This window comes from Gilliamella sp. ESL0405 (assembly GCF_019469205.1).
Taxonomy (GTDB): Bacteria; Pseudomonadota; Gammaproteobacteria; order Enterobacterales; family Orbaceae; genus Gilliamella.
In genome coordinates, this window is record NZ_CP048265.1 from 1,990,556 (window position 1) to 2,012,485 (window position 21,930).

Genomic DNA, 21,930 nt, shown 5'->3' on the forward strand with positions numbered 1-21,930 from the left:
ATGGAAACTCAAGCTGTCACGATTCAAATTTTTGGACGAACTTTAAAGTTTAACTGTCCGGTAGATGAAGTTGACGCATTAAAAAGTGCCGCTCAAGATCTTGAAACCCGATTAACAAATTTACGAGAAAAATCGCCCCAGATTGGTAGCGATCAACTTATCATGACTGCAGCACTCAATATTTCTTATGAATTGACTAAAGAAAAAGAAAAAAGCAATGAATTTAGTAATCGTTTAAAAATGTTACAACAATTGCTTGATTCAGCTCTTAATACCAACATCTAACCAAATAATTTGTAAATTTAACACAAATACTATTGTATGATTTTCTAAATTTTGTATTATGTTAACCATCTCTGAGATGTTCGCGAGAAGGGTTAGTCCCCTGAGCCGATATTCTTTATTTTAGAACGGTGTGATTTTTAATTGGTGTGTATGCCTTATTTATAAGGAAACCTAAAAATTAAAACATATTGTTCACCTTGAACCTTGGGTTCAAGGGTTACAACCTTAACGACATCTTGGAGTGTTTTACCCCTTACGTTGCTGAAGATTAATCATGAATATTCGTCAGTTCATCCGTCAAAAAAGACGCCAATTGTCTAACCATGAACGCCAACTTGCTCAGCAAGCGATTTATCAGAAAATTGCTAATCATGATGTAATTAAAACAGCTCAAAATATCGGTATCTTTCTGTCGTTTGATGGCGAAGTTGACACCAAACCGATTATTGAATATTTATGGCAACAAAATAAATCGGTCTACTTGCCAGTAATTCACCCTTTTGTGCCTTACCATTTATTATTTTTGAAGTTTACGCCCGATACGCCACTTAGCCAAAATCAATATGGCATTTTACAACCTGCCTTAAATGTATCAAACGTTTTACCCTCCCCACAGCTTGATGTTATTTTTACACCACTGGTAGCATTTGACGACCGAGGATTTCGTATCGGTATGGGGGGTGGCTATTATGATCGCTTGCTTGAAAACTACCAACAACAGCAAATTTATCCTATCGGGTTGGCATTTGCCTGCCAAAAAATTGATCATGTTGATAATCAGCATTGGGATGTTCAATTACCGGAAATCATTTATGCTTAATCTAGTTAACGAGTCATTCTCATATTCATTACCGCTCATAGCGAGATTAAAAAATAATTAATTTGTTTTTTCTACAATTAAAAGCCAATTTAGTTATATAATAAATCGAGCAATATCTTTTTTTACACGCATCACCGTCTTTATCTTATTCCTTAATAAATTAATTTTTCAATAAAATCAGTCACAACTCTTTAACTATAAAGGTACGATCTAATAACCAGAAGGAGTGTTGCAATGTCAGAAAAAAAAGAACTCACCACCAATAATGGTGCCCCTATTGCCGACAATCAAAACTCTCGCACTGCAGGCCCTCGTGGACCAGTATTGATTGACGACTATCAATTGATCGAAAAACTCGCTCAGTTTAACCGTGAAAATATTCCGGAAAGACGAGTGCATGCCAAAGGCTCCGGTGCACATGGAACATTCACCGTCACCAATGATATTACTCAATATACCTATGCCAGTATCTTTGCCAAAGTAGGCAAACAAACTCCCGTTTTTGCTCGATTTTCAACTGTTGGCGGTGAACGTGGTTCATCTGACACGGCACGTGATCCACGTGGATTTTCAGTAAAATTTTACACAGATCAAGGTAACTGGGATATCGTCGGTAATAACACGCCAGTATTTTTTATTCGTGATGCACTCAAATTCCCGGACTTTATTCATACGCAAAAACGCGATCCTAAGACCAACTTAAAAGATCCGCAAATGATGTGGGACTTTTTTTCTTTATCGCCAGAATCACTTCATCAGGTAACGATTCTATTTTCTGACCGAGGCATTCCGGACGGGTTTCGGCATATGCATGGTTTTGGTAGCCATACTTATAGTTTAATCAACAAAGACAATGTACGAACTTGGGTAAAATGGCATTTTAGAACGGAACAAGGTATTAAAAATATTCATCCTAAAAAAGCCGCAGAACTCGACGGTAGCAATCCTGATTCAGCACAAGAAGATCTCTTTAATGCCATTGAACAAGGTGACTATCCTAAATGGCGACTTTATATACAAGTGATGAGTGAAGAACAAGCGAATAACCACCCGGAAAACCCATTTGATGTCACTAAAGTTTGGTCGCAAAAACAGTTTCCACTTATTGAAGTCGGTGTTATGGAGCTTAATCGTAATCCGGAAAACTATTTTGCTGAAGTAGAACAAGCCGCATTTGAACCAAGTAATCTCGTACCCGGTACCGGCTTATCACCGGATAAAATGTTACAAGGGCGGGTTTTTGCTTATGCCGATGCGCACCGTTATCGAATTGGTACAAACTACCAACAATTACCAATCAATGCACCTAAATGTCCGGTACACAATTATCAACGTGACGGAGCTATGCGCTTTTATACGCCGGATAATGCACCAAACTATGAACCAAATAGTGTTGATAGCGCACCTAAACAACAACCGCAGTATGCTGAGCCACCGATGCATGTCCCTGCTGGTACAATGGATAGACACGATCATCGTGTTGACGGTGATTACTACTCCCACCCACGTGCATTATTTAATTTGATGCGTCCGGATCAAAAACAACTGCTTATTGATAATATTGTCACTTCAATGAAAAACGTCGATCGTGATATTCAAATTAGACAGCTTAAACATTTCTATAAAGTACATCCCGATTATGGTTCAGGTGTAGCAAAAGGGTTAGGTGTTGAAGTTGATCTAATCAAAAGCTAAAAAGCCAAATAATAGTGCCGACACCATTGTGTCGGCATTGGCCTTTGTCTTGATAGAGATAAATGTTAATACCCTTACTGTATCTCCTCACATGTTTCATAGACCTTGTCAAACTTATCGGGCTGATTAGTCATTACAAGAGAAAATGAATGGTATAAATGCCAAATTAAAGTATTTTCAGCCTTAACTTCATAACTTATGCTATCAGAGTAGCTACATTTTGGTTCTAACTCGATAAAATATTTGACGTCTTTAAAGTAGCTTGATTTTATCTCACATGAAATCATTTCTTGCCCGGTATAATCATCCAGTTTACCTTTTTGATAATTGATAAACCGATTACCGGAATAACAAGGCTCATCAATCACATTTTTATTATTTAATTCGGTCAACATCACCCACTTGCCATAATTTTCATGCTCCAAATGAGGCTTAGCATTTACCACAAACATAAAAACGATAAAAATAAATAGCAGTCTTTTCATGGTTTAGCTCATTGAACTTGATTGATTAGAAATGGCTTATTAAAATCTTTAATTGCTATATTGAAAGAATTTTTTGTATTTAAAATGTTATTGAGAAGATAAACGAAAAATAAAACTAAGCTATTTCACTATTGATCCATAACTGCCTATTCCTACAATCAAATCTGATCCATTTGCTTTGTCACCCTAAATATAATGCCGATTAACGTTAATCGGCATTGATTATCTGATGAAGCTATTGTTTAATGATTTGTTTCAGTTTTGCCAATAAACCCGAATAATCAACTTGATTAAAATGGGTAACATCCACTTCGATCAACTGCCCCAAAGCAAACTCGTCGTACTGTCTAGTTTGACAGATTTGATAAAATTGTGATTTAGTGACTAAATCGTCGGCCAAACTACGATCTTCAAGTTTATCGCCATAGTGATAGTGCTGCATAATATGACTCAAATGCCGTTCCGGCGAGCGGTCTCGTTGATAGCGACGTTGCCATAACACATCAAAATCAGCAATTAGGCGGATTGTGATGACTTGATAATGATACTTTTGCGCCAACTCACTCAGTCGCTTTTTTTGCTTATCACTAAAGGGGTATTCAGAAATAATAATGCGTTTACCGGCATCCATATACAGTTGTAAAACACCATAATAAAAATGCCAAACTTTGTGCTCAAGTGCCTGCTTTTCAGCTTTCGAATTAAAACCAACTGAGTCAGCATATAAAACTTTCGCTTCATCGGGTGTTATCACGAAACTATCTTTAAATTGTTGTTGCAATTTATTAACCAGATAAGTCTTTCCTGTACAAGGGCAGCCAGCGAGTAAAATTAAATATTTACGCATACTCACGCTCACTTAGTTTACACAATTATTGGTATTGAGAAATAAACGCATTTTATGCTTCACTATCTCTTTAACCGCCTCATTAGCTGGAATAATATTATGGCGTAATGATTGATTAATTTCAGTCTGGGAAAATTTATCTTTTGCAACTTGTGTCCAGTTAACTAATAACTCTGTGCCAACATTAAATTTACGTATACCGTTATTAATCAGTTCCGGATAATCCTCCTCTTTGACTCCTGTTCCGCCGTGAATGACCAAAGGAATATCAACCTTAGCATGAATTTCTTTCAATAACGGTATATTTACCTCTGTTTTTGACTTAAATTGCCCATGATTGGTACCTATAGCAATGGCTAAAGCATCAATTCCCGTTGCTTTTACAAATGCCAGTGCATCTTCAGGTTTGGTATAAACTTTATCGTTAGCATCAACATGAACACCTTCCTCTGTTCCGCCGATTGTCCCTAATTCGCCTTCAACTGATACGCCATGAGCATGGGCATATTCCACCACCGCGCGGGTTTTTAAAATGTTTTCTTTAAATGGTAGTGAAGATCCGTCAAACATGACCGAAGTAAATCCGCTATCAATCGCCTGCTTTATATCATCAAAATTTTTAGCATGATCGAGGTGCAATACCGCATCGACTATCTCTTCATCGGCAATAGCTTTTACGGCATTGACTAAAACTTTAAAGCCAATATACCTTGCGGTATCAACGCTTGTTTGGATGATAATTGGTGCGCCAACCTCTTTTGCCGCCCGTAACATCGCAGGTAACATTTCTAAATTATGCGTATTAAACGCACCAACAGTGAAATTTAATTTTTGAGCTAATAAAGTCACATCTTTAAGTGTGGTGTACATAATTATTTCCTTTAATCTCGTTGAATAGTCATCTGTTTAGCAATATTGCGCATAGCATCCATTTTATTCATCCAAATATCGATATCAGCCAATGAGCCATGCTGAGCGGCATAAGCTCGCTTAGCGTTATACAAATTCATTAATGTTTTATAACCCTCGCCAATTGATTTCTTATGCTGTTGGCTCTTTTCTAAATACTCAATAGCCAAATCAATATGATTTAATTGATGATAAAGCAAGCCGATTTGTTCACATGATGAGGCTAATATCAGCAAATCATCGGTCTTTTCGATCTGCGCCAATAATGGGCTAATCTTTAGCTCAATCTGTTCAATTTGCTGAGCTGTCAGACTGCTTTTAACCTCTGAATCGGGAGCGAGATTTGTTTTAGGTGCCTTTTTTTTAAAAAAGTTAAACATGTCAAACTCCTAAACTAAAAGTGCTTCAATATCGGGCTTAATATCCACGCATAAAGCAGTGCCACGGTGACAGTATCAACATCAGTTGCCGTTGCATTGATAAACCCCATTTGATTAAAGATAGTAACAAGCAAAGCAGGCAGCAAAGTAATAAATATCCCATGCGCAATACCGCCGATAAGCGCACCACGGCGACCACCAACTGCATTACCAAAGATCCCTGCCGTACCGCCGGCAAAAAAGTTGGTTAACATTCCCGGTAAAATCATCGCCAGACCAAAGGCAGGTAGCGTTAACATGGCAATTACGGTACCTATAGAGGTGGTAATAAAACCTAAAATCACCGCATTTGGGCTATAAGGGAAAAATACCGGGCAATCAAGCGCCGGAATTGCATTCGGTACAACTTTCATTGCGATACCTCTAAATGCCGGAACAATTTCACCGAGTAATAACCTCACGCCAGCAAGTAACACATAGATTCCAACGACAAATATTATCGCTTGGGTAAAGGCATAAATGACGTAATTTTGACTACCGGATAAGGTTGAAGCATACGCTTCACCAGCGAAAAGAGCGGTAATAATATAAAGCGGGATCATAACCACCATGACGGATAAATAAGTATCTTGCAAAAATTCAAATGATTTAGGCAACTTCATATCTTCAATAGAACGCTTGTTTTCACCTCGCTCCCCTACCAGATAAGCTACGCCAGCCTCGAATAAATAGCCAATTGTACAAAAGTGCCCTAATGCAATGTCATTGGATCCGGTCACTTTACGAATAATGGGTTGGGCAATGGCAGGCATAAATACAGCAAAAAGTGCACCAATAAACCCGCCAACCAAAATTAGTGTTATTCCGGACAGTCCGGCAAAACTACCAAATACCGTTGTCATTGTTGCCATCCATAAAATAGCCTGCCCAGTTAAAAAAATGTATTTCCAACGTGTAAAACGAGCAATAAGAATATTGAAGATAAAGATCATCAAAAACGTTAGAGCAATATCACGACCTAATCCTAACTGATTCATTGCTTGCCCGTTAATTGCTTCAATTGAGGGAATAATGCCTTGCATATCAAAGCCAGCGGTAAAGATATGCCCAAAATAGGTCAAACTTCCCACAATGATACTGGATCCGGCATTGAGTACTTGAAAACCCAATAAGGTTTTCAGTGAGCCGGAAATAATTTGTCCAACGGATTTACGTTGCAAAATCAACCCAAACATAGCAATTAAGCTAATGGTTATCGAAGCTTGAGTTAAAATATTGTCGATAATAAAGTTAATCACATTCATGGTAGTCTCCTTTTTGTGGATTTAAAGCAATCCCTTTTGTTGCAATACTGGACTTAACTTCTCATCAATTTCCGCTTTTGATACTATATTTTTAAGATAGACCACTGCGGTTTGTTCACTGATATTGAATTTAGCAAACTGAGGGCGGAAATTTTCAGCTGTGATGATAATATCGGCCTTGGTTGAGGCCGCAGATGAAATATCGGTGTGATCTAACTTGGCTTCGATACCTTTTGCTTTTAATACATCTTCGGTTGCCATTTGTGCAGCAAAACTACTGCCTAACCCTGCACCACATACAAATAAAATGGTTAAATTACTCATGTTCTATTCTCCTTCGGATTTAACTATTCAATCCGATTTTGCTTCATTAAATAAAATTGACTTAAATTGCGTTATGCTTTGACATTTGGTTAAGTGCTCCAGTTTTTGTTCATCATTAATTAATTCAATCAAACTGCGCATAATGTTGAGATGAGAAAACGAATCGATAGCGGCTAAACAAAATATAATTTTCACTGGCCCCATATCATCATTACCAAAATCAACCGGTTGACGCATCGTCACTACGCTCAGACCTAATTGGTTTACCCCGTCTTCAGGGCGAGCATGCGCTAGGGCTAAATTTTTACCAATCACAATATAAGGGCCATACTGTTCAACCGATGTGATCATGGCATCGACGTAAGAAGGTAAAATAAACTGTTTGTTTAATAGTGGTTCAGCAGCGATTTGGATAGCCTTTCGCCAATCATGGCAGTCTTGATGTAATAAAATGTCATCATCAGTAAGAATATCTTTCAACATAGGCTGGATTTTCCTTTTATTGATTTTAAGATTATTAAGCGCTAAACACTTTTCAAGTTGGTTATAGATAGGCTCGGACACAATACCGCCACTTTCTTTAATTAAATTAACAAGTGAATAGAACAGATCCGTTGCATCTGTTAGGTGATTGATACGCCGATTAGCACGATGTTTAGTTAAAAAGTCTTTAATGATTGGATGATTTTTTTCTTTTAATATGGGTTCTAACACTAAAACCGGATGAGCAAAATGCTGCAAAGGGAAAGTAGAAAATATTAAATCAAAATCAAGCTGATCCAATAAATTTAAATCATTGCGACCCAAAATCGCTAAAACATCTATACTAAAAAACTCTTTGAGTGTCTGTGCAAGTAGATTAGAAGTTGCTATACCATGACAACACAACACCACAGCTTTAAAATAGTAACTGCGATCTTGATTAATGGCGCTGGCAAAGGTTGAAAAATGAATTGTCAAAAAAGCGATTTCATCATCAGAAATCTTATGGCTTAGTTTTGTTTCAAGCTCATGCATAAAAGTGGTAATAGCTGCATGAATTTCACCGTAATTTTGTTTAATACTATCAAGCAATGGATTAATAATGTGAATATTATTACTCACTCTGGCAATTAACCCGGCTAAGTGCTTGCAAAGGTTTTCATATAACTGTTCTTGTTTGGTCGAAAATGGGATTTGCGTTTTTTCTTCAACATAATTAACCAATTTAATCGCTAATAACTGTGCATTGAGCCATTCGACATAGTTATTAATATCCTTAGTATTAAATGCCTCCAGCATGTAAATGATATATTGGCGCTCTTGCCAATTTACCTGCAATGCGAAATGCTTGCACACCAAATGAATAAAGTTAGCTATTTGTCCCTGTTCGTTATTATTAAAATCAGATCTGACCATTGTCAGATGATGTTGATGCTGATTACGAACAATCCAAATAGCGGTAAAAATAACAATTTGTTGAACATAAATTTCATCATGTATCTGACTGATAGTTCGGTGCGCTAACTGCAATAAGTTATCAATCAATAATTGAGGAATATAATTAAACAAATGTTGTTGTATCGAACTGAGTTCATGTAGAGGCTTATCTAGATCTAAATTTGCGGCAAATTGGTTAATAGCTTCATACATCATTAAGCGAATCGAGCGCTCTAATCCGACAAATTGCATCCCTTGTTTAGGTTGGCTAATTAATTCAATATCATATTTTTTTAATCGTGCTCTGATTTTACGAATATCTTCATCTAACACACTTTTTGAAACAAAATAGACTGCTTCTTTATGGCTTAAAATAACGGGTGTTTTAGCAAAAGCAATTGACAATAACAAATCAAACTGGCGCTCATCTTTGCTCAAAACGGCTGATGTGGGCAAGCCAAGTAATGCATGTTGAATAAGCTGTTTTTGATCTTGATCGGCATGGATAATAAATCCTTTATTACGCACAGTGGTGATTAAAGTGAAATGTCTTTGGGATAAGAACTCATTAATTTCTTGAATTTCATTACGAATAGTTCGAGCGCTAATTTGAAACTCTTCTGTAAGCATTTCAATGGTTAATGGGTAGTCGACTGAAATGAATTTTTTAAATAATTCAATGGTTCTACTTCGCATAAACTTCTCACCTATTTACTTCTTAATTTAAGTATAAGTGAGATGAATTTGCTTACCTAGTTGGTATTTTTGCAAAGATAAATTGCAAAATTGTTGGTAATAAATGATGTTATTTTGGAAGGGAGTAAATTACGCTAACGAAATTGATTAAGTGCATCGATCTTGTGGCTTCAACCCAATCAACCACTAACGTTAGCGCTTTTTGCGACGCTTAATAGCAACCAATAATGAACGATGACACTTATAAATCATATCCGGTGGCAGCATAATTAATTCAGCTAACGGCTCTGTCCAATTTGGAATGATAGTATTTTCATGATTATTTTCATCAATAGGGTTATCAATTGAGTATCGCTCATGGCTGGCAAATAGCGCCTGTTTTTTGGCAACATCTTTATCATCTTCATCACTTAGCATATTGCAGCAATTAAGAACTTCTTGGGCAAAAAGGTCTGGCCAGTTATCAGGAACGTTTCTAATTTTTACAAATTCAGCAAGATAGCGAAGCATATCGCGGAATAGTAACAGATAAACCATTTGTAAATTTCGCCCGGACAGTTGTGCTAATTGTTCATCAGATAATTTATCGTTAATTACACTCGGTATCCATTTAAAAAACAGGGTATCTTTATACATATCAATAACGGGCTTAATTGATTTAAATTTCGGTTTAACTAACTTATCAATCTCACGAGAAATCTGCATAGTAGGATAACCTACATTATTACGCCCGTTAAGATCACGCCCGGTTAAGGGCTGAACTTTTTTCCGTATGAATAATTTTTTAAGCAATCCTAGCATATAACCTTCCTTGTTAGCGGTTTTTCTGACGAACAATCTCAAATAAGCAAACACCTGTTGCAACTGACACATTAAGCGATGACACAATGCCAGCCATTGGAATACTCACTAACTCATCACAATGCTCTTTAGTTAAGCGACGCATACCTTCACCTTCTGCCCCCATAACTAAAGCGAGTGAAGTTGCATTTTTAAAAAAGTCTGTTTGGTATAGCGTGCTTTGCGCTTCACCGGCCGTTCCAACTATCCATACTTGATATTCATCTTGTAACATACGCATAGTGCGGGCTAAGTTGGTGACTCGTACCACCGGAACACTTTCCGCAGCGCCACAGGCAACTTTTTGAGCGGTAGAATTCAGTGGCGCAGAACGATCTTTCGGTACAATAATAAAATCAACACCAGCAGCATCAGCTGTACGAATACAAGCACCTAGATTATGTGGATCAGTTACGCCATCTAAAATTAGAATCACCGCATTAGGCTGCTTATCCATAAGTAAAGGAATATCATTTTCTTGATAACGGCGGCTTGGTTTAACCATTGCCAAAATTCCTTGATGCACACCATTGTTCGATTTTTCATCTAACCATTGGCGATTGGCGATTTTAATAGTCAAACCGAGCTGTTCCAACTCGTGTACCAACCCATTTAAGCGTTTATCATCACGCCCTTTAGTAATATATACTTCAATAATTCTTTCTGGTGCTCGTGTTAATAATGCTTCAATGGCATGGATACCATATACTGTTTCACTCATCTATTTTTTACTCTTTTGTTTTTTGCTACTCGATTTTGACTTAGTCCGTTTTTTATTTTTAGCTTTACTATTGATTTTCTTTGCTTCACCGGCACTATTTTTGGTACTCGTTTTTTTAGTACTCGCTTTTCTACTTTTGCGTTTTACCGGTAAATCAATGTCCTTGCTTTTGTCAGTTTGTTTGGATTTATCTTTAGCCGTTTTGCCTTGACGTTTTGGCTTATTATTACTGCCAACCAAAGAAAAATCAATTTTGCGCTCTTCAGGATTCACATTATCGACTTTGACTTGTACCTTATCGCCTAAACGATAACTAAAACGGGTATTTTCGCCGATTAACCGATTTCGGGCTGCATCATAAAAATAGTAATCATTTTCTAAGGAAGAAACATGCACAAGCCCGTCAATGAATAAATCATCAAGTCGAACAAAGAAACCAAAATTCACCACACTGGAAATGGTACCGTTAAATACCTCACCAACATGATCTTGCATATAATCACATTTTAACCAATCAACTACATCTCGAACGGCCTCATCTGCTCGGCGCTCAGTCATCGAACAGTGTTCACCAAAATAGAGCATTTCACTGGTAGTGTAACAATGCCCACCAGTTTTACTGGTTTTGTGTTTTTCATTTGCCAAAATCCATTTGATTGTACGATGTAATAATAAATCAGGATAGCGACGAATTGGTGAAGTGAAATGGGCATACTCTTGTAGCGCTAAGCCAAAATGCCCACGATTTTCAGGATCATAAATTGCTTGTTTCATTGACCGTAAAATAACCGTTTGTAACATTTCGTGATCCGGCCTTGCTTCGACAGCAACCATTAACTGAGCAATATCTTTCGGTGTTGGTGTTGCGCCACCATTAAGGCTTAGACCCAGCTCACTTAAAATACTGCGTAAGTTGTTTATTCGGTCTTCATCTGGTCGGTCATGAACACGAAACAGAGCCGGAACTTGAGCACTAATCACAAATTTTGCAGCCGCAACATTCGCTAAAATCATACACTCTTCAATGATCTTATGCGCATCATTGCGCTCAGCAAATTCAATACTCTCGATTCTTTTATCTGCATTAAATATAAATTTTGGTTCCTGTGATTCAAAACCGATTGCTCCACGTGCAATTCTTGCCTTATCTAATACCTTATATAAGCCATTTAGATTCTCCAGATGAGGGACTAAATCTTGGTAATGTTGGCGTAACTCAGTATCGCCTTCTAATATTTTAGCTACTTTTGTATAAGTTAATCGTGCATGTGAATTCATCACCGCTTCATAAAATTGGTAGCTCGTCAAACGCCCTCTATTTGATACCGTCATTTCACAAACTAAACATAACCGATCAACTTGAGGATTTAATGAACAAAGTCCATTAGATAACTCCTCCGGCAACATAGGGACAACACGAGAAGGAAAATAAACAGATGTACCACGCAAACACGCTTCTTTATCGATAGCTTTGCCTGGTCTGACGTAATAACTCACATCAGCTATCGCCACCCACAAGCGATACCCGCCACCACGATTTTTTTGACAATATACTGCATCATCAAAATCACGAGCGTCCTCGCCGTCTATGGTAACTAAAGGTAAATTTCTCAGATCCTGCCGACCTTTTTTGGCACTTTCCGGCACCTGATCCTTAAATTTATTGACCTCCTTTACTACCGCTTTAGGTAATTCATAAGGGATTTCATGATTTCGCAATGCAATATCGATTGCTAAATTTGTTCCCATGATTTCACCCAGTACTTCTTTTATTATTCCGACAGCTTTTTTACCACGTTCCGGACGTTGTTGTAACTCGACAACAACCACTGCCCCCATACGAACGGTGCGATCGGGTTTGCCTGCAATTAAAATATCAAAATTTAAACGGCTGTCATCGGGCACCACAAACCCAACGCCTTGTTCAATAAAATAACGTCCAACTATTTGATTGGTTCGTGGTTCAAGTATCCGAACGACTCGTGCTTCTGTTTTCCCTCGATATTGATTACCCAGAGGCTGAGCTAAAATCACATCGCCTTGTAAGACTTTTTTCATCTGTTCCGGCGATAAGAAATAATCTTCGGGTTTTCCTTCAACACGTAAAAAACCAAAACCATCACGGTGTGCAATCACCTTACCTTTGACCATATCTAATTTTTCGGGAAGTGCATAACATTTACGGCGCGTAAATACAACTTGACCGTCTCGTTCCATTGCACGCAAGCGGCGATGTAGCGCTTCTTTTTGTTCTTGATTTTTAATAGAGACTGCTTGGGCAATTTTTTCTAAATTAGCAGGCTTGGCTTCTTTGGTTAGGTAATCTAATATTAATTCGCGGCTAGCTATTGGAGAGTCATACTTTTTCGCTTCTCGTTCATAAAATGGATCGTTTATCATATGCAATATCCAGTGATCATATATAGTCGGTAGCATAACATAGAGTCATGTAACTTAAAATAAACATTGCTTTTGACGACGAATCTTTATCGATATAATTTACCTTGCTAAACAAAATTGAATGATTAATTGTATTTTTTAATATTCTTGAAATTGATTATTTTTTGTCAACGATTCTTAGCAGCTTTATATGTTTCATCCGCTGCCCCCATTTTCTAAGTGCTTTATCGTATAGGAGTACATTGATGAGGAAATGTTATCCGCTTTCATACAGAAAGCTTTGTGACCCGTTGGGTTAAACTCATCATAAGTGAGTTGGACGATTTTTTGATAAGACGGTTTTTCACAAGCTATTATTAGTAAACTGCCTAATGTTATTAATCATAATTTTTGTCAATGTACAACACTAATTCATGCTGATTGAGTCATATAAAAAAATATGAATGATTAAAAACATAAACGAATATAATTCGGCACTTTTAAGCCGGTAAAAAACCGATATAAATCAAGTTATTGTTTACCCATCTATTTAGTGTTATTTTCTCGCTCAATGGCTCGATAACCTATATCATGACGATAAAAACAGCCATGCCAATGGATTTTATCAACTTGTTGATAAGCACGTTGTTGAGCTTCCAACACCGTATTTCCTAAAGCGGTAACACAAAGCACACGACCACCATTGGTTAACACATGCCCTTTTTCAAAACTGGTACCCGCATGGAACACTTTACAATCAGGTGTCGATTCGTTAGGTAAACCAATGATTGTATCTTGGGTGTTATATTCACCCGGGTAACCACCGGCAGCCATAACCACACCTAATGCAGGTCTTCGATCCCAGCTGGATTTAACTGTATTTAATTTACCATTTATCGCCGCCAAACAGAGTTCAATCAAGTCTGACTGCATGCGCATCATAATGGGTTGGGTTTCGGGATCACCAAAACGGCAATTAAATTCAATCACTTTTGGATTACCCTGTTTATCAATCATTAAGCCTGCATACAAAAAGCCAACATAAACATTGCCTTCATGAGCCATGCCATTTACAGTTGGATAGATAATTTGTTCCATGACTTTAGTAAATACTTCATCTGTCACAACAGGCGCTGGAGAGTAAGCGCCCATACCACCAGTATTTAGACCCGTATCACCGTCACCGACTCGCTTATGATCTTGGCTTGTTGCCATTGGCTCGACATGCTTGCCGTCAACCATGACAATAAAACTGGCTTCTTCACCCTCTAAAAACTCTTCAATCACTACTCGATGACCGGCATCACCAAATGCATTACCCGCTAGCATGTCACGTACGGCATCTTCCGCTTCTTCAAGGGTCATGGCAACAATAACACCTTTACCAGCCGCCAACCCGTCGGCTTTAATCACAATTGGGGCGCCTTTGTCACGGATATAGGCAAGAGCAGGATCAATTTCAGTAAAATTTTGATATTCAGCAGTTGGTATGTGATGACGTGCTAAAAAATCTTTCGTAAAAGCTTTAGAGCCTTCTAGCTGAGCTGCCGATTTAGTTGGTCCAAAAATTTTTAATCCGGCTTTTTGAAAACTATCAACCACGCCAAGAACCAATGGGACTTCTGGCCCTACTATGGTTAGATCAATTTGCTGTTGCTGGGCAAAATTAAGTAATCCACTAATATCATTTGCTTTAATATTAATATTTTCTAAATTAGGCTCAAGTGCTGTACCTGCATTACCCGGTGCGACAAAAACTTTTGTTACCAAGGGTGACTGTGCCGCTTTCCATGCTAAAGCATGCTCACGACCACCATTACCAATAATTAATACTTTCATACCCAATCCTTTAACATGTTCTCAAATAACTCTTAATACAAAAATCAATGGCGAAAATGACGCATATTGGTAAATATCATCGCAATATTATGCTCATTTGCGGCTTGAATGACCTCATCATCACGAATAGAGCCACCTGGTTGAATGACACAAGTTACCCCAACTTTAGCAGCGGCATCTATACCATCTCTGAATGGAAAAAATGCATCAGATGCTACCACACAACCTGCAACTTCAAGATTTTCATCTTGCGCCTTTATCCCAGCAATTTTAGCGGAATAAACACGACTCATTTGACCAGCGCCTATGCCAATGGTCATATTATCTTTGGCATAAACAATCGCATTAGATTTCACAAATTTCGCCACTTTCCAACAAAATAACGCATCAGCTAGCTCTTTATCCGTCGGCTTACGTTTGGTTACTACCGTTAAATTATCTTCAGTAACCATCCCCAAATCACGCTCCTGGACTAAAAGTCCACCATTCACACGTTTAAAATCCAAACTCGTGTCAAAAGAAGAGTGTGACCACTCACCACTTTCAAGCACACGTACATTTTTTTTAGTTTCAGTAATGGTCAGTGCATCTTGATCAATTGAAGGGGCGATGATGACTTCAACAAATTGATTATCTATAACGGTTTTGGCAGTTTTGGCATCTAACGGGCGGTTAAATGCAATAATGCCACCAAAAGCAGAAGTCGGGTCGGTTTTAAAAGCATTTAAGTAAGCATCTAAAATATTATCACGGACTGCAACACCGCAAGGGTTTGCATGTTTGACAATAACGCAGGCAGGGTCTTGAAATGATTTTACACATTCAAGGGCTGCGTCTGTATCGGCGATATTGTTATAAGATAAGGCTTTACCTTGCAACTGCTTAGCCTTCGCAATTGACGCTGGAGCGGCATTTTCTTCAATATAAAAGGCTGCTTGCTGATGCGCATTCTCACCGTAACGCATATCTTGTTTTTTAATAAATTGAAGATTTAACGTGCGTGGAAATTCGCCAGACGGCTTATCGGTTTGTCCATAATAAGGTGGCACTAATTGCCCAAAATAGTTAGCAATCATTCCATCATATTTGGCAGTATGCTCAAAGGCCTTAATCGCCAAATTAAATCGGTATTGAAAAGGAAGTGCATTTTGCTGCTCATCCATGATATTAATGATATCTGCATAATCATGGTAATCGACCACTATTGCGACATCTTTATGATTTTTCGCAGCAGAACGAACCATAGTTGGTCCACCTATATCGATATTTTCAACAGCTTCTTCCAATGTGCAGTTTGGCTTGGCAACCGTTTGGGCAAATGGATATAAATTAACAACAACCATATCAATAGGCTCAATATGGTGTTTAGCCATTATCTCATCATCAACGCCACGCCGTCCTAAAATTCCACCATGAATTTTGGGATGTAAGGTTTTTACACGCCCATCCATCATTTCAGCAAATCCCGTATAATCCGAAACTTCAGTGACAGGGATATGATGTTCAATTAATAATTTAGCGGTACCGCCAGTTGAGAGAAGTTCGACATTTCGTTCTGATAGTGCTTTGGCAAATTCGATGATGCCAGTTTTATCAGACACGCTTAATAAAGCTCGACGGATAGGACGAAACTGCTGCATGAGAAAGCTCCGAGTTGATATTCTACATCCAATTTAATGAGTGGCTATTATATATAAAACAGGGATAGATGTTTAGTACAAACTTACCAAAAAAAATCCTAAAAAAAACATTAGTTCGGTAATATTTGACTTGGATCACAAAATTCATATTTTCATATAAAGTGTGACTTGCGTCTCTTTCTTTTTTGAATTTTTCAGCATAATGTTATGCGTAACAGTTACGCATAACATTATTTTATTTAAAAAGGAGAAAACAATGCAGTCATTATTCGAACTCAAAGGTAAACGTGCTTTAATCACTGGTTCAGCACAAGGTATTGGTAATTTGTTAGCTAAGGGGTTGGGGCAATATGGCGCCAGTATCATTATTAACGATATAACGCAAGAAAGAGCCGAACAAGCCGCCAATCATTTAAACAAGCAAGGTATTGATGCTATCGGTATAGGATTTGATGTAACCAATTTAAATTCAGTCACCCAAGCTATCGAGCATATTGAAAAAGAGATCGGCCCAATTGATATCTTAATAAACAATGCCGGCATCCAACGTCGACACCCTTTCACAGAATTTCCGGAAGCTGATTGGGATGCGGTAATTAATGTAAACCAAAAAGCAGTCTTTTTAGTATCGCAACAAGTGGCTAAGTATATGGTAAGTCGCAAACAAGGCAAAATCATTCATATATGCTCGATGCAAAGTGAGCTAGGTCGAGACACGATAACCCCTTATGCCGCGTCTAAAGGTGCAGTAAAAATGTTAGTGAAAGGAATGTGCGTCGAACTTGCTCGCTATAACATACAAGTCAATGGTATCGGTCCTGGTTATTTCGACACTGAAATGTGTAAAGCACTTGTTGAAGATAAAGCATTTACCAAATGGTTGTGTCAACGAACTCCTGCCGCGCGTTGGGGTAAACCTGAAGAGTTGATCGGTGCGGCGGTATTTTTATCTTCGGCTGCATCAAATTTTGTCAATGGACATATTCTTTACGTCGATGGCGGTATGTTAGCTGCAGTTTGACGATGTTTGACGGTAATGTCATTTGATTCATCGTTAAAACGGTTAAATGGCTAAATACATTACCTCTTTAATATTTACTAAAATTTCGTAATGAGAATACATATGAATACCACAAATAAACTTGCGCCTTCTCGTTGGTGGCGTTTGATCCCGATCATTTTTATCACTTATAGTTTAGCCTATTTGGATCGGGCAAATTATGGCTTTGCAGCCGCGGCTGGGATCAATGATGATCTGGGAATAACAAAAGGGACTTCATCATTAATTGGAGCTTTATTCTTTTTAGGCTACTTTTTTTTTCAAGTCCCCGGATCGATTTATGCAGTAAAGAAAAGTGTAAGAAAACTTATTTTTGTTTGTTTAATTTTATGGGGACTGTGCGCCGCTTTAACCGGAATGGTAAGCAATATTGCCTCACTCATGGTTATTCGATTTGTTTTGGGCGTTGTAGAGGCCGCTGTGATGCCATCGATGCTTATTTATATTAGTACATGGTTTACCAAAGCAGAACGTTCTAAAGCCAACACCTTTTTAGTTTTAGGAAATCCGGTCACCGTGTTATGGATGTCCATTGTCTCAGCTCACCTGATCGACCTTTATGGTTGGCGTGAGATGTTTATTATCGAGGGTTTGCCTGCCGTATTATGGGCTTTTATCTGGTGGGTTTTAGTAAGAGATAATCCTTCAGAAGTAACTTGGCTTACCGCGAAAGAAAAAGCCGACTTCAAAGCCGTGATGGATAAAGAACAACAAAATATTAAACCTATGCGCAATTATGGCGAGGCTTTTCGTTCAGCCAATGTTATCAAACTTTGTGCAGTACATGCCTTGTGGAGTATAGGTGTTTATGGTTTTATTATGTGGATGCCTTCAATTATAAAATCGGCAGGTAATGTTGATATTGTTTCAGTAGGTTGGTTTGCCGCTATTCCTTACTTTGTTGCGATAGCAATGATGATAATTGTCTCTTTTTTCTCAGATAAACTTCAAAACCGCAAATTATTTGTTTGGCCATTATTATTGATTGCCACAATTGCCTTTTTTACTTCCTATGTACTTGGCTCAGAACATTTTTGGATCTGCTTTATCTTATTATCTATTGCCGCAGGTTGTATGTATGCCCCATACGGACCATTTTTCGCATTAATTCCGGAGCTTTTGCCTGCTAATGTCTCCGGCGTTTCAATAGGTTTGATAAACAGTTTTGGCGCACTAGGGGCATTTATTGGAGCTTGGTTAGTGGGTGTAATCAATGCAGTTACGGGTAGTGCGGGAGCTTCTTATATTTTTATGGGTATGGCTTTAGTGTTATCTGTAATACTCATGGCTAGCGTAAAAGCGCCTAAAAACGAATAGCGACTATTTTGACATAAGAAGGTAAAGGTTATTGTTTTTACTTTTAGATAAAAGTTAAAGCCGGCTAGGCAGATGATGAGCGAGCTTTACCAAGTTTAGGTTATAGTGATGACGAATCACAAACACTATCTAACTTACTATCAGGCATAAATAATGCCTGATTATTTTATAAATTAGCCTACCAAATCAACATTTTTCAATCTGACTTAAAACAACTAATGTTATTGATTTTCTTCTTTTACTGGTAAAATGCTTCAATCCTAACTAAATTCTTTTCTTACATTACATCATAAAGTATGAAAGATAAACGCATTAGTTTACAAGATATCGCTGATTTAACGGGCGTAACTAAAATGACGGTGAGCCGCTATTTTAGAAATCCAGATCAGGTTTCCGATAAAAATAAGCAAAAAATTGCCCAAGTTTTAAAAGATATTCATTATATTCCAAATCTAGCACCACAAATTATGTTAGGCTCTCGTAGCCATTGCATAGGCATTGTTATTCCTTCTTTTAAAAATCAAATCTTTTTAGAGGTACTGGCTGGTATAGAATCAATTGCCTCAGCCAATAATTATCAAACTATTATTACCAACTATAATTATGATAAACAGCTTGAAGAAGAAAAGATCATCAATTTACTATCTTATAATATTGATGCCTTAGTACTAATGGAAAAAGCGCATACCGATACGACATTCGAATATTTAAAAGCAGCCAATATACCGGTAATTGAATTAATGGATATCAGCAAAGATTACTTTGATATTCAAGTGGGTTTTGATAATGAGCAAGCTGCATTTGATATGACAAGGGAGATGATTGCATCGGGTAAAAAAAATATTATCTATTTCAATTCGGTTGACAATGCTCGTGATACGCAACGTTATCAAGGTTATCAACGAGCAATGAAACAGTCAGGATTAAAACCTCACCAAATTGTGCCGGATCAAATCTCATCGATTGATTTAGGTAAAAGCTTATTTTATCAAGCGGTACAACTTTACCCTGATATGGACGGTGTTTTATGTACTAATGATGATATCGCTGTAGGGGTGCTGTTAGAGTGCCAAAATTATAGCATTCCTGTTCCGGCACAAATCGCCATTGCCGGGTTTCATGGTTTAGAGGTTGGACGAGCTAATAGTCAAAAAGTCGCAACGGTTATCACACCACGTTTTGAAATGGGTAAAGTAGCCATAGAGCTGTTACTTCAAAAATTAGATGGAAAGCAAGTTAAAACCAGTGTTAATTTAGGCTATAAAATCGATAAAGGGCAAACAATTTAATATTAAATCAAGTCAGGGATGTTGATTTGGCAGGCTAATTTATAAAATAATCGGGCATTATTGATGCCCGATTATAAGTTGAAAAGGATTTGTGATTAGTCATCACTATAACCTAAACTTCGTAAAGCTCGCTCATCATCTGCCCAGCCGGCTTTAACTTTTACCCAAAGCTCTAAATGAACTTTGTTATCAAAAAATGATTGCATATCTTTACGCGCTTCAATGCCGATTTTTTTAATTTTTTCACCTTTGTTGCCGATAACCATTTTCTTTTGGCCGTCTCGTTCAACTAAAATTAATCCATTGATGCGATACATTCCATTACGTTCATCAACTTTGAATTGTTCAATTTCAACAGTCACTGAATAAGGTAGCTCATCGCCTAAAAAGCGCATGAGTTTTTCACGAATGATTTCTGATGCCATAAAACGTTGTGAGCGATCAGTAATATAATCTTCCGGGAAATGGTGCTCCCCTTCCGGTAAATGTTTTTTGACAATATCTTTAATAATGTCAACACCTTCACCTTTTTCGGCGCTAATAGGTATCACATCAAGAAAGTTAACTTTTTGGCTGATTGCTTCAATATGCGGTAAAAGCTGAGTTTTATCGGCGACATTATCGATTTTATTAATGACCAATAATACCGGAGCTTTACAACCTTTAAGCTTATTGGCAACCATTTCATCATCGTCAGTCCAGTGTGTACCTTCAACAACAAAGATAACTAATTCAACATCACCAATCGAGCTACTAGCAGCACGATTCATTAAGCGGTTAATTGCTCTTTTTTCCTCGATATGTAAACCCGGCGTATCAATATAGATGATTTGATCATCTCCTTGAGTATCAATACCAACGATGCGATGACGTGTGGTTTGGGCTTTGCGTGATGTAATTGAGACTTTTTGGCCAAGTAATTGGTTTAAAAGTGTTGATTTGCCTACATTTGGTCGGCCAACAATGGCAACAAATCCACAATGTTGTATTGTATTTGTCATTTTATACCTAATTGATCTAATGCTTCTTGAGCTGCGGCCTGCTCCGCCTTACGACGGCTTAAGCCACGCCCTAAATATTGATGATCATCGTTTTCAATTTTACATTGTATTAAAAACTCTTGTTCATGATTATCGCCTGTCACTTCGAGAATTAAGTAACAAGGTCTCTCATGGCGAATCCCCTGTAAATGCTCTTGTAAACGTGTTTTAGCATCTTTTTGTCTGATACCGGGTTTAATCTCGTTTAAGCGAGATTGATACCAGGATAAAATTAACTGGCGGATAGTTTCAATATCACTATCTAAGTAGATAGCGCCAATAATTGCCTCTACCGCATCGGAAATGATCGATTCACGGCGGTATCCACCACTTTTCAGTTCACCTTGACCTAAAATGAGATAATCGCCTAATTTAAAATCTTTGCCGATTTCAGCTAACGTTTGACCACAAACTAAACTTGCTCGCATTTGACTTAAATCACCTTCATCTTGTTGTATAAAGCGGTGATAAAGTTCGTCGGCAATGACAAAACTAAGGATAGAATCCCCTAGGAATTCTAAACGCTCATTATGTAACTTATTAGCACTTCGATGAGTAAGTGCTAATTCAAGATAGGATAAGTTTTTAAATTGATAACCAATTGATTGTTGTATTTGACTTAATTTTTTCATAACTATGAT

Annotated in this window: 20 protein-coding genes and 1 other RNA gene; 7 read left to right on the forward strand and 14 right to left on the reverse strand. The window is 37.7% G+C overall.

Annotated elements, in window-relative coordinates; translation table 11 throughout:
- The 4 genes from zapA to GYM74_RS08665 all read left to right on the forward strand — a co-directional run bounded on the left by zapA (position 1) and on the right by GYM74_RS08665 (position 2,800).
- Positions 1-285, forward strand: a complete 285-nt coding sequence (gene zapA / locus GYM74_RS08650; protein WP_220217828.1) for a cell division protein ZapA — start codon at positions 1-3, stop codon at positions 283-285.
- Positions 286-350: 65 nt separating this feature from the next.
- Positions 351-531, forward strand: a non-coding RNA gene (gene ssrS / locus GYM74_RS08655) — 6S RNA.
- 28 nt (positions 532-559) lie between these two features.
- Complete coding sequence (locus GYM74_RS08660) at positions 560-1,105, forward strand: 5-formyltetrahydrofolate cyclo-ligase (protein ID WP_220217829.1); 546 nt, start codon at positions 560-562, stop codon at positions 1,103-1,105.
- A gap of 234 nt (positions 1,106-1,339) precedes the next feature.
- The gene (locus GYM74_RS08665) at positions 1,340-2,800 is read left to right on the forward strand and encodes a catalase (RefSeq protein WP_220217830.1); all 1,461 of its coding nucleotides are present in this window, start codon (positions 1,340-1,342) and stop codon (positions 2,798-2,800) included.
- Between the two features lie 74 nt (positions 2,801-2,874).
- Here the strand turns inward: GYM74_RS08665 and GYM74_RS08670 are convergent, their stop codons facing one another.
- The 12 genes from GYM74_RS08670 to purH all read right to left on the reverse strand — a co-directional run bounded on the left by GYM74_RS08670 (position 2,875) and on the right by purH (position 16,583).
- Positions 2,875-3,285 carry a hypothetical protein gene (locus GYM74_RS08670; RefSeq protein WP_220217831.1) on the reverse strand — a complete coding sequence of 137 codons (411 nt, stop codon included), beginning with the start codon at positions 3,283-3,285 and terminating at the stop codon, positions 2,875-2,877.
- A gap of 235 nt (positions 3,286-3,520) precedes the next feature.
- Positions 3,521-4,132, reverse strand: coding sequence for an AAA family ATPase (locus GYM74_RS08675; protein WP_220217832.1), 612 nt, complete (start codon positions 4,130-4,132; stop codon positions 3,521-3,523).
- A gap of 12 nt (positions 4,133-4,144) precedes the next feature.
- Positions 4,145-5,002, reverse strand: coding sequence for a class II fructose-bisphosphate aldolase (locus tag GYM74_RS08680; RefSeq protein WP_220217833.1), 858 nt, complete (start codon positions 5,000-5,002; stop codon positions 4,145-4,147).
- 11 nt (positions 5,003-5,013) lie between these two features.
- Positions 5,014-5,421, reverse strand: a complete 408-nt coding sequence (locus GYM74_RS08685) for a hypothetical protein (RefSeq protein WP_220217834.1) — start codon at positions 5,419-5,421, stop codon at positions 5,014-5,016.
- Between the two features lie 14 nt (positions 5,422-5,435).
- A complete protein-coding gene (locus GYM74_RS08690) occupies positions 5,436-6,725 on the reverse strand; it encodes a PTS sugar transporter subunit IIC (RefSeq protein ID WP_220217835.1) in 1,290 nt (429 codons plus the stop codon).
- Between the two features lie 21 nt (positions 6,726-6,746).
- A complete protein-coding gene (locus tag GYM74_RS08695) occupies positions 6,747-7,049 on the reverse strand; it encodes a PTS sugar transporter subunit IIB (RefSeq protein WP_220217836.1) in 303 nt (100 codons plus the stop codon).
- A 27-nt stretch (positions 7,050-7,076) separates the two neighbouring features.
- Positions 7,077-9,164 carry a PTS sugar transporter subunit IIA gene (locus GYM74_RS08700; RefSeq protein WP_220217837.1) on the reverse strand — a complete coding sequence of 696 codons (2,088 nt, stop codon included), beginning with the start codon at positions 9,162-9,164 and terminating at the stop codon, positions 7,077-7,079.
- A 192-nt stretch (positions 9,165-9,356) separates the two neighbouring features.
- A complete protein-coding gene (locus GYM74_RS08705) occupies positions 9,357-9,965 on the reverse strand; it encodes a hypothetical protein (protein WP_220217838.1) in 609 nt (202 codons plus the stop codon).
- 13 nt (positions 9,966-9,978) lie between these two features.
- Positions 9,979-10,725 (reverse strand): 23S rRNA (guanosine(2251)-2'-O)-methyltransferase RlmB, encoded by a 747-nt coding sequence (gene rlmB, locus GYM74_RS08710; protein ID WP_220217839.1) that lies wholly within the window; start codon positions 10,723-10,725, stop codon positions 9,979-9,981.
- Positions 10,726-13,125 (reverse strand): ribonuclease R, encoded by a 2,400-nt coding sequence (rnr, locus tag GYM74_RS08715; protein WP_220217840.1) that lies wholly within the window; start codon positions 13,123-13,125, stop codon positions 10,726-10,728.
- Between the two features lie 525 nt (positions 13,126-13,650).
- On the reverse strand, positions 13,651-14,943 hold the full coding sequence (purD, locus tag GYM74_RS08720; RefSeq protein WP_220217841.1) for a phosphoribosylamine--glycine ligase: 1,293 nt from the start codon (positions 14,941-14,943) through the stop codon (positions 13,651-13,653).
- Positions 14,944-14,987: 44 nt separating this feature from the next.
- Positions 14,988-16,583 (reverse strand): bifunctional phosphoribosylaminoimidazolecarboxamide formyltransferase/IMP cyclohydrolase, encoded by a 1,596-nt coding sequence (gene purH / locus GYM74_RS08725; RefSeq protein ID WP_220217842.1) that lies wholly within the window; start codon positions 16,581-16,583, stop codon positions 14,988-14,990.
- Positions 16,584-16,839: 256 nt separating this feature from the next.
- On the opposite strand from purH, the gene idnO reads away from it, so the two are divergent.
- The 3 genes from idnO (at position 16,840) to GYM74_RS08740 (ending at position 20,249) form a co-directional block, all read left to right on the forward strand.
- Complete coding sequence (gene idnO, locus GYM74_RS08730; RefSeq protein WP_220217843.1) at positions 16,840-17,604, forward strand: gluconate 5-dehydrogenase; 765 nt, start codon at positions 16,840-16,842, stop codon at positions 17,602-17,604.
- A gap of 102 nt (positions 17,605-17,706) precedes the next feature.
- A complete protein-coding gene (locus tag GYM74_RS08735) occupies positions 17,707-18,960 on the forward strand; it encodes an MFS transporter (protein WP_220217844.1) in 1,254 nt (417 codons plus the stop codon).
- A gap of 296 nt (positions 18,961-19,256) precedes the next feature.
- Positions 19,257-20,249 carry a substrate-binding domain-containing protein gene (locus GYM74_RS08740; RefSeq protein ID WP_220217845.1) on the forward strand — a complete coding sequence of 331 codons (993 nt, stop codon included), beginning with the start codon at positions 19,257-19,259 and terminating at the stop codon, positions 20,247-20,249.
- A gap of 95 nt (positions 20,250-20,344) precedes the next feature.
- Here the strand turns inward: GYM74_RS08740 and era are convergent, their stop codons facing one another.
- Both era and rnc read right to left on the reverse strand, forming a co-directional pair.
- Positions 20,345-21,250 (reverse strand): GTPase Era, encoded by a 906-nt coding sequence (era, locus tag GYM74_RS08745; protein WP_220217846.1) that lies wholly within the window; start codon positions 21,248-21,250, stop codon positions 20,345-20,347.
- Positions 21,247-21,921 (reverse strand): ribonuclease III, encoded by a 675-nt coding sequence (rnc, locus tag GYM74_RS08750; protein WP_220217847.1) that lies wholly within the window; start codon positions 21,919-21,921, stop codon positions 21,247-21,249. The genes era and rnc overlap by 4 nt, the downstream gene beginning before the upstream one ends.
- Positions 21,922-21,930 lie beyond the last annotated feature (9 nt).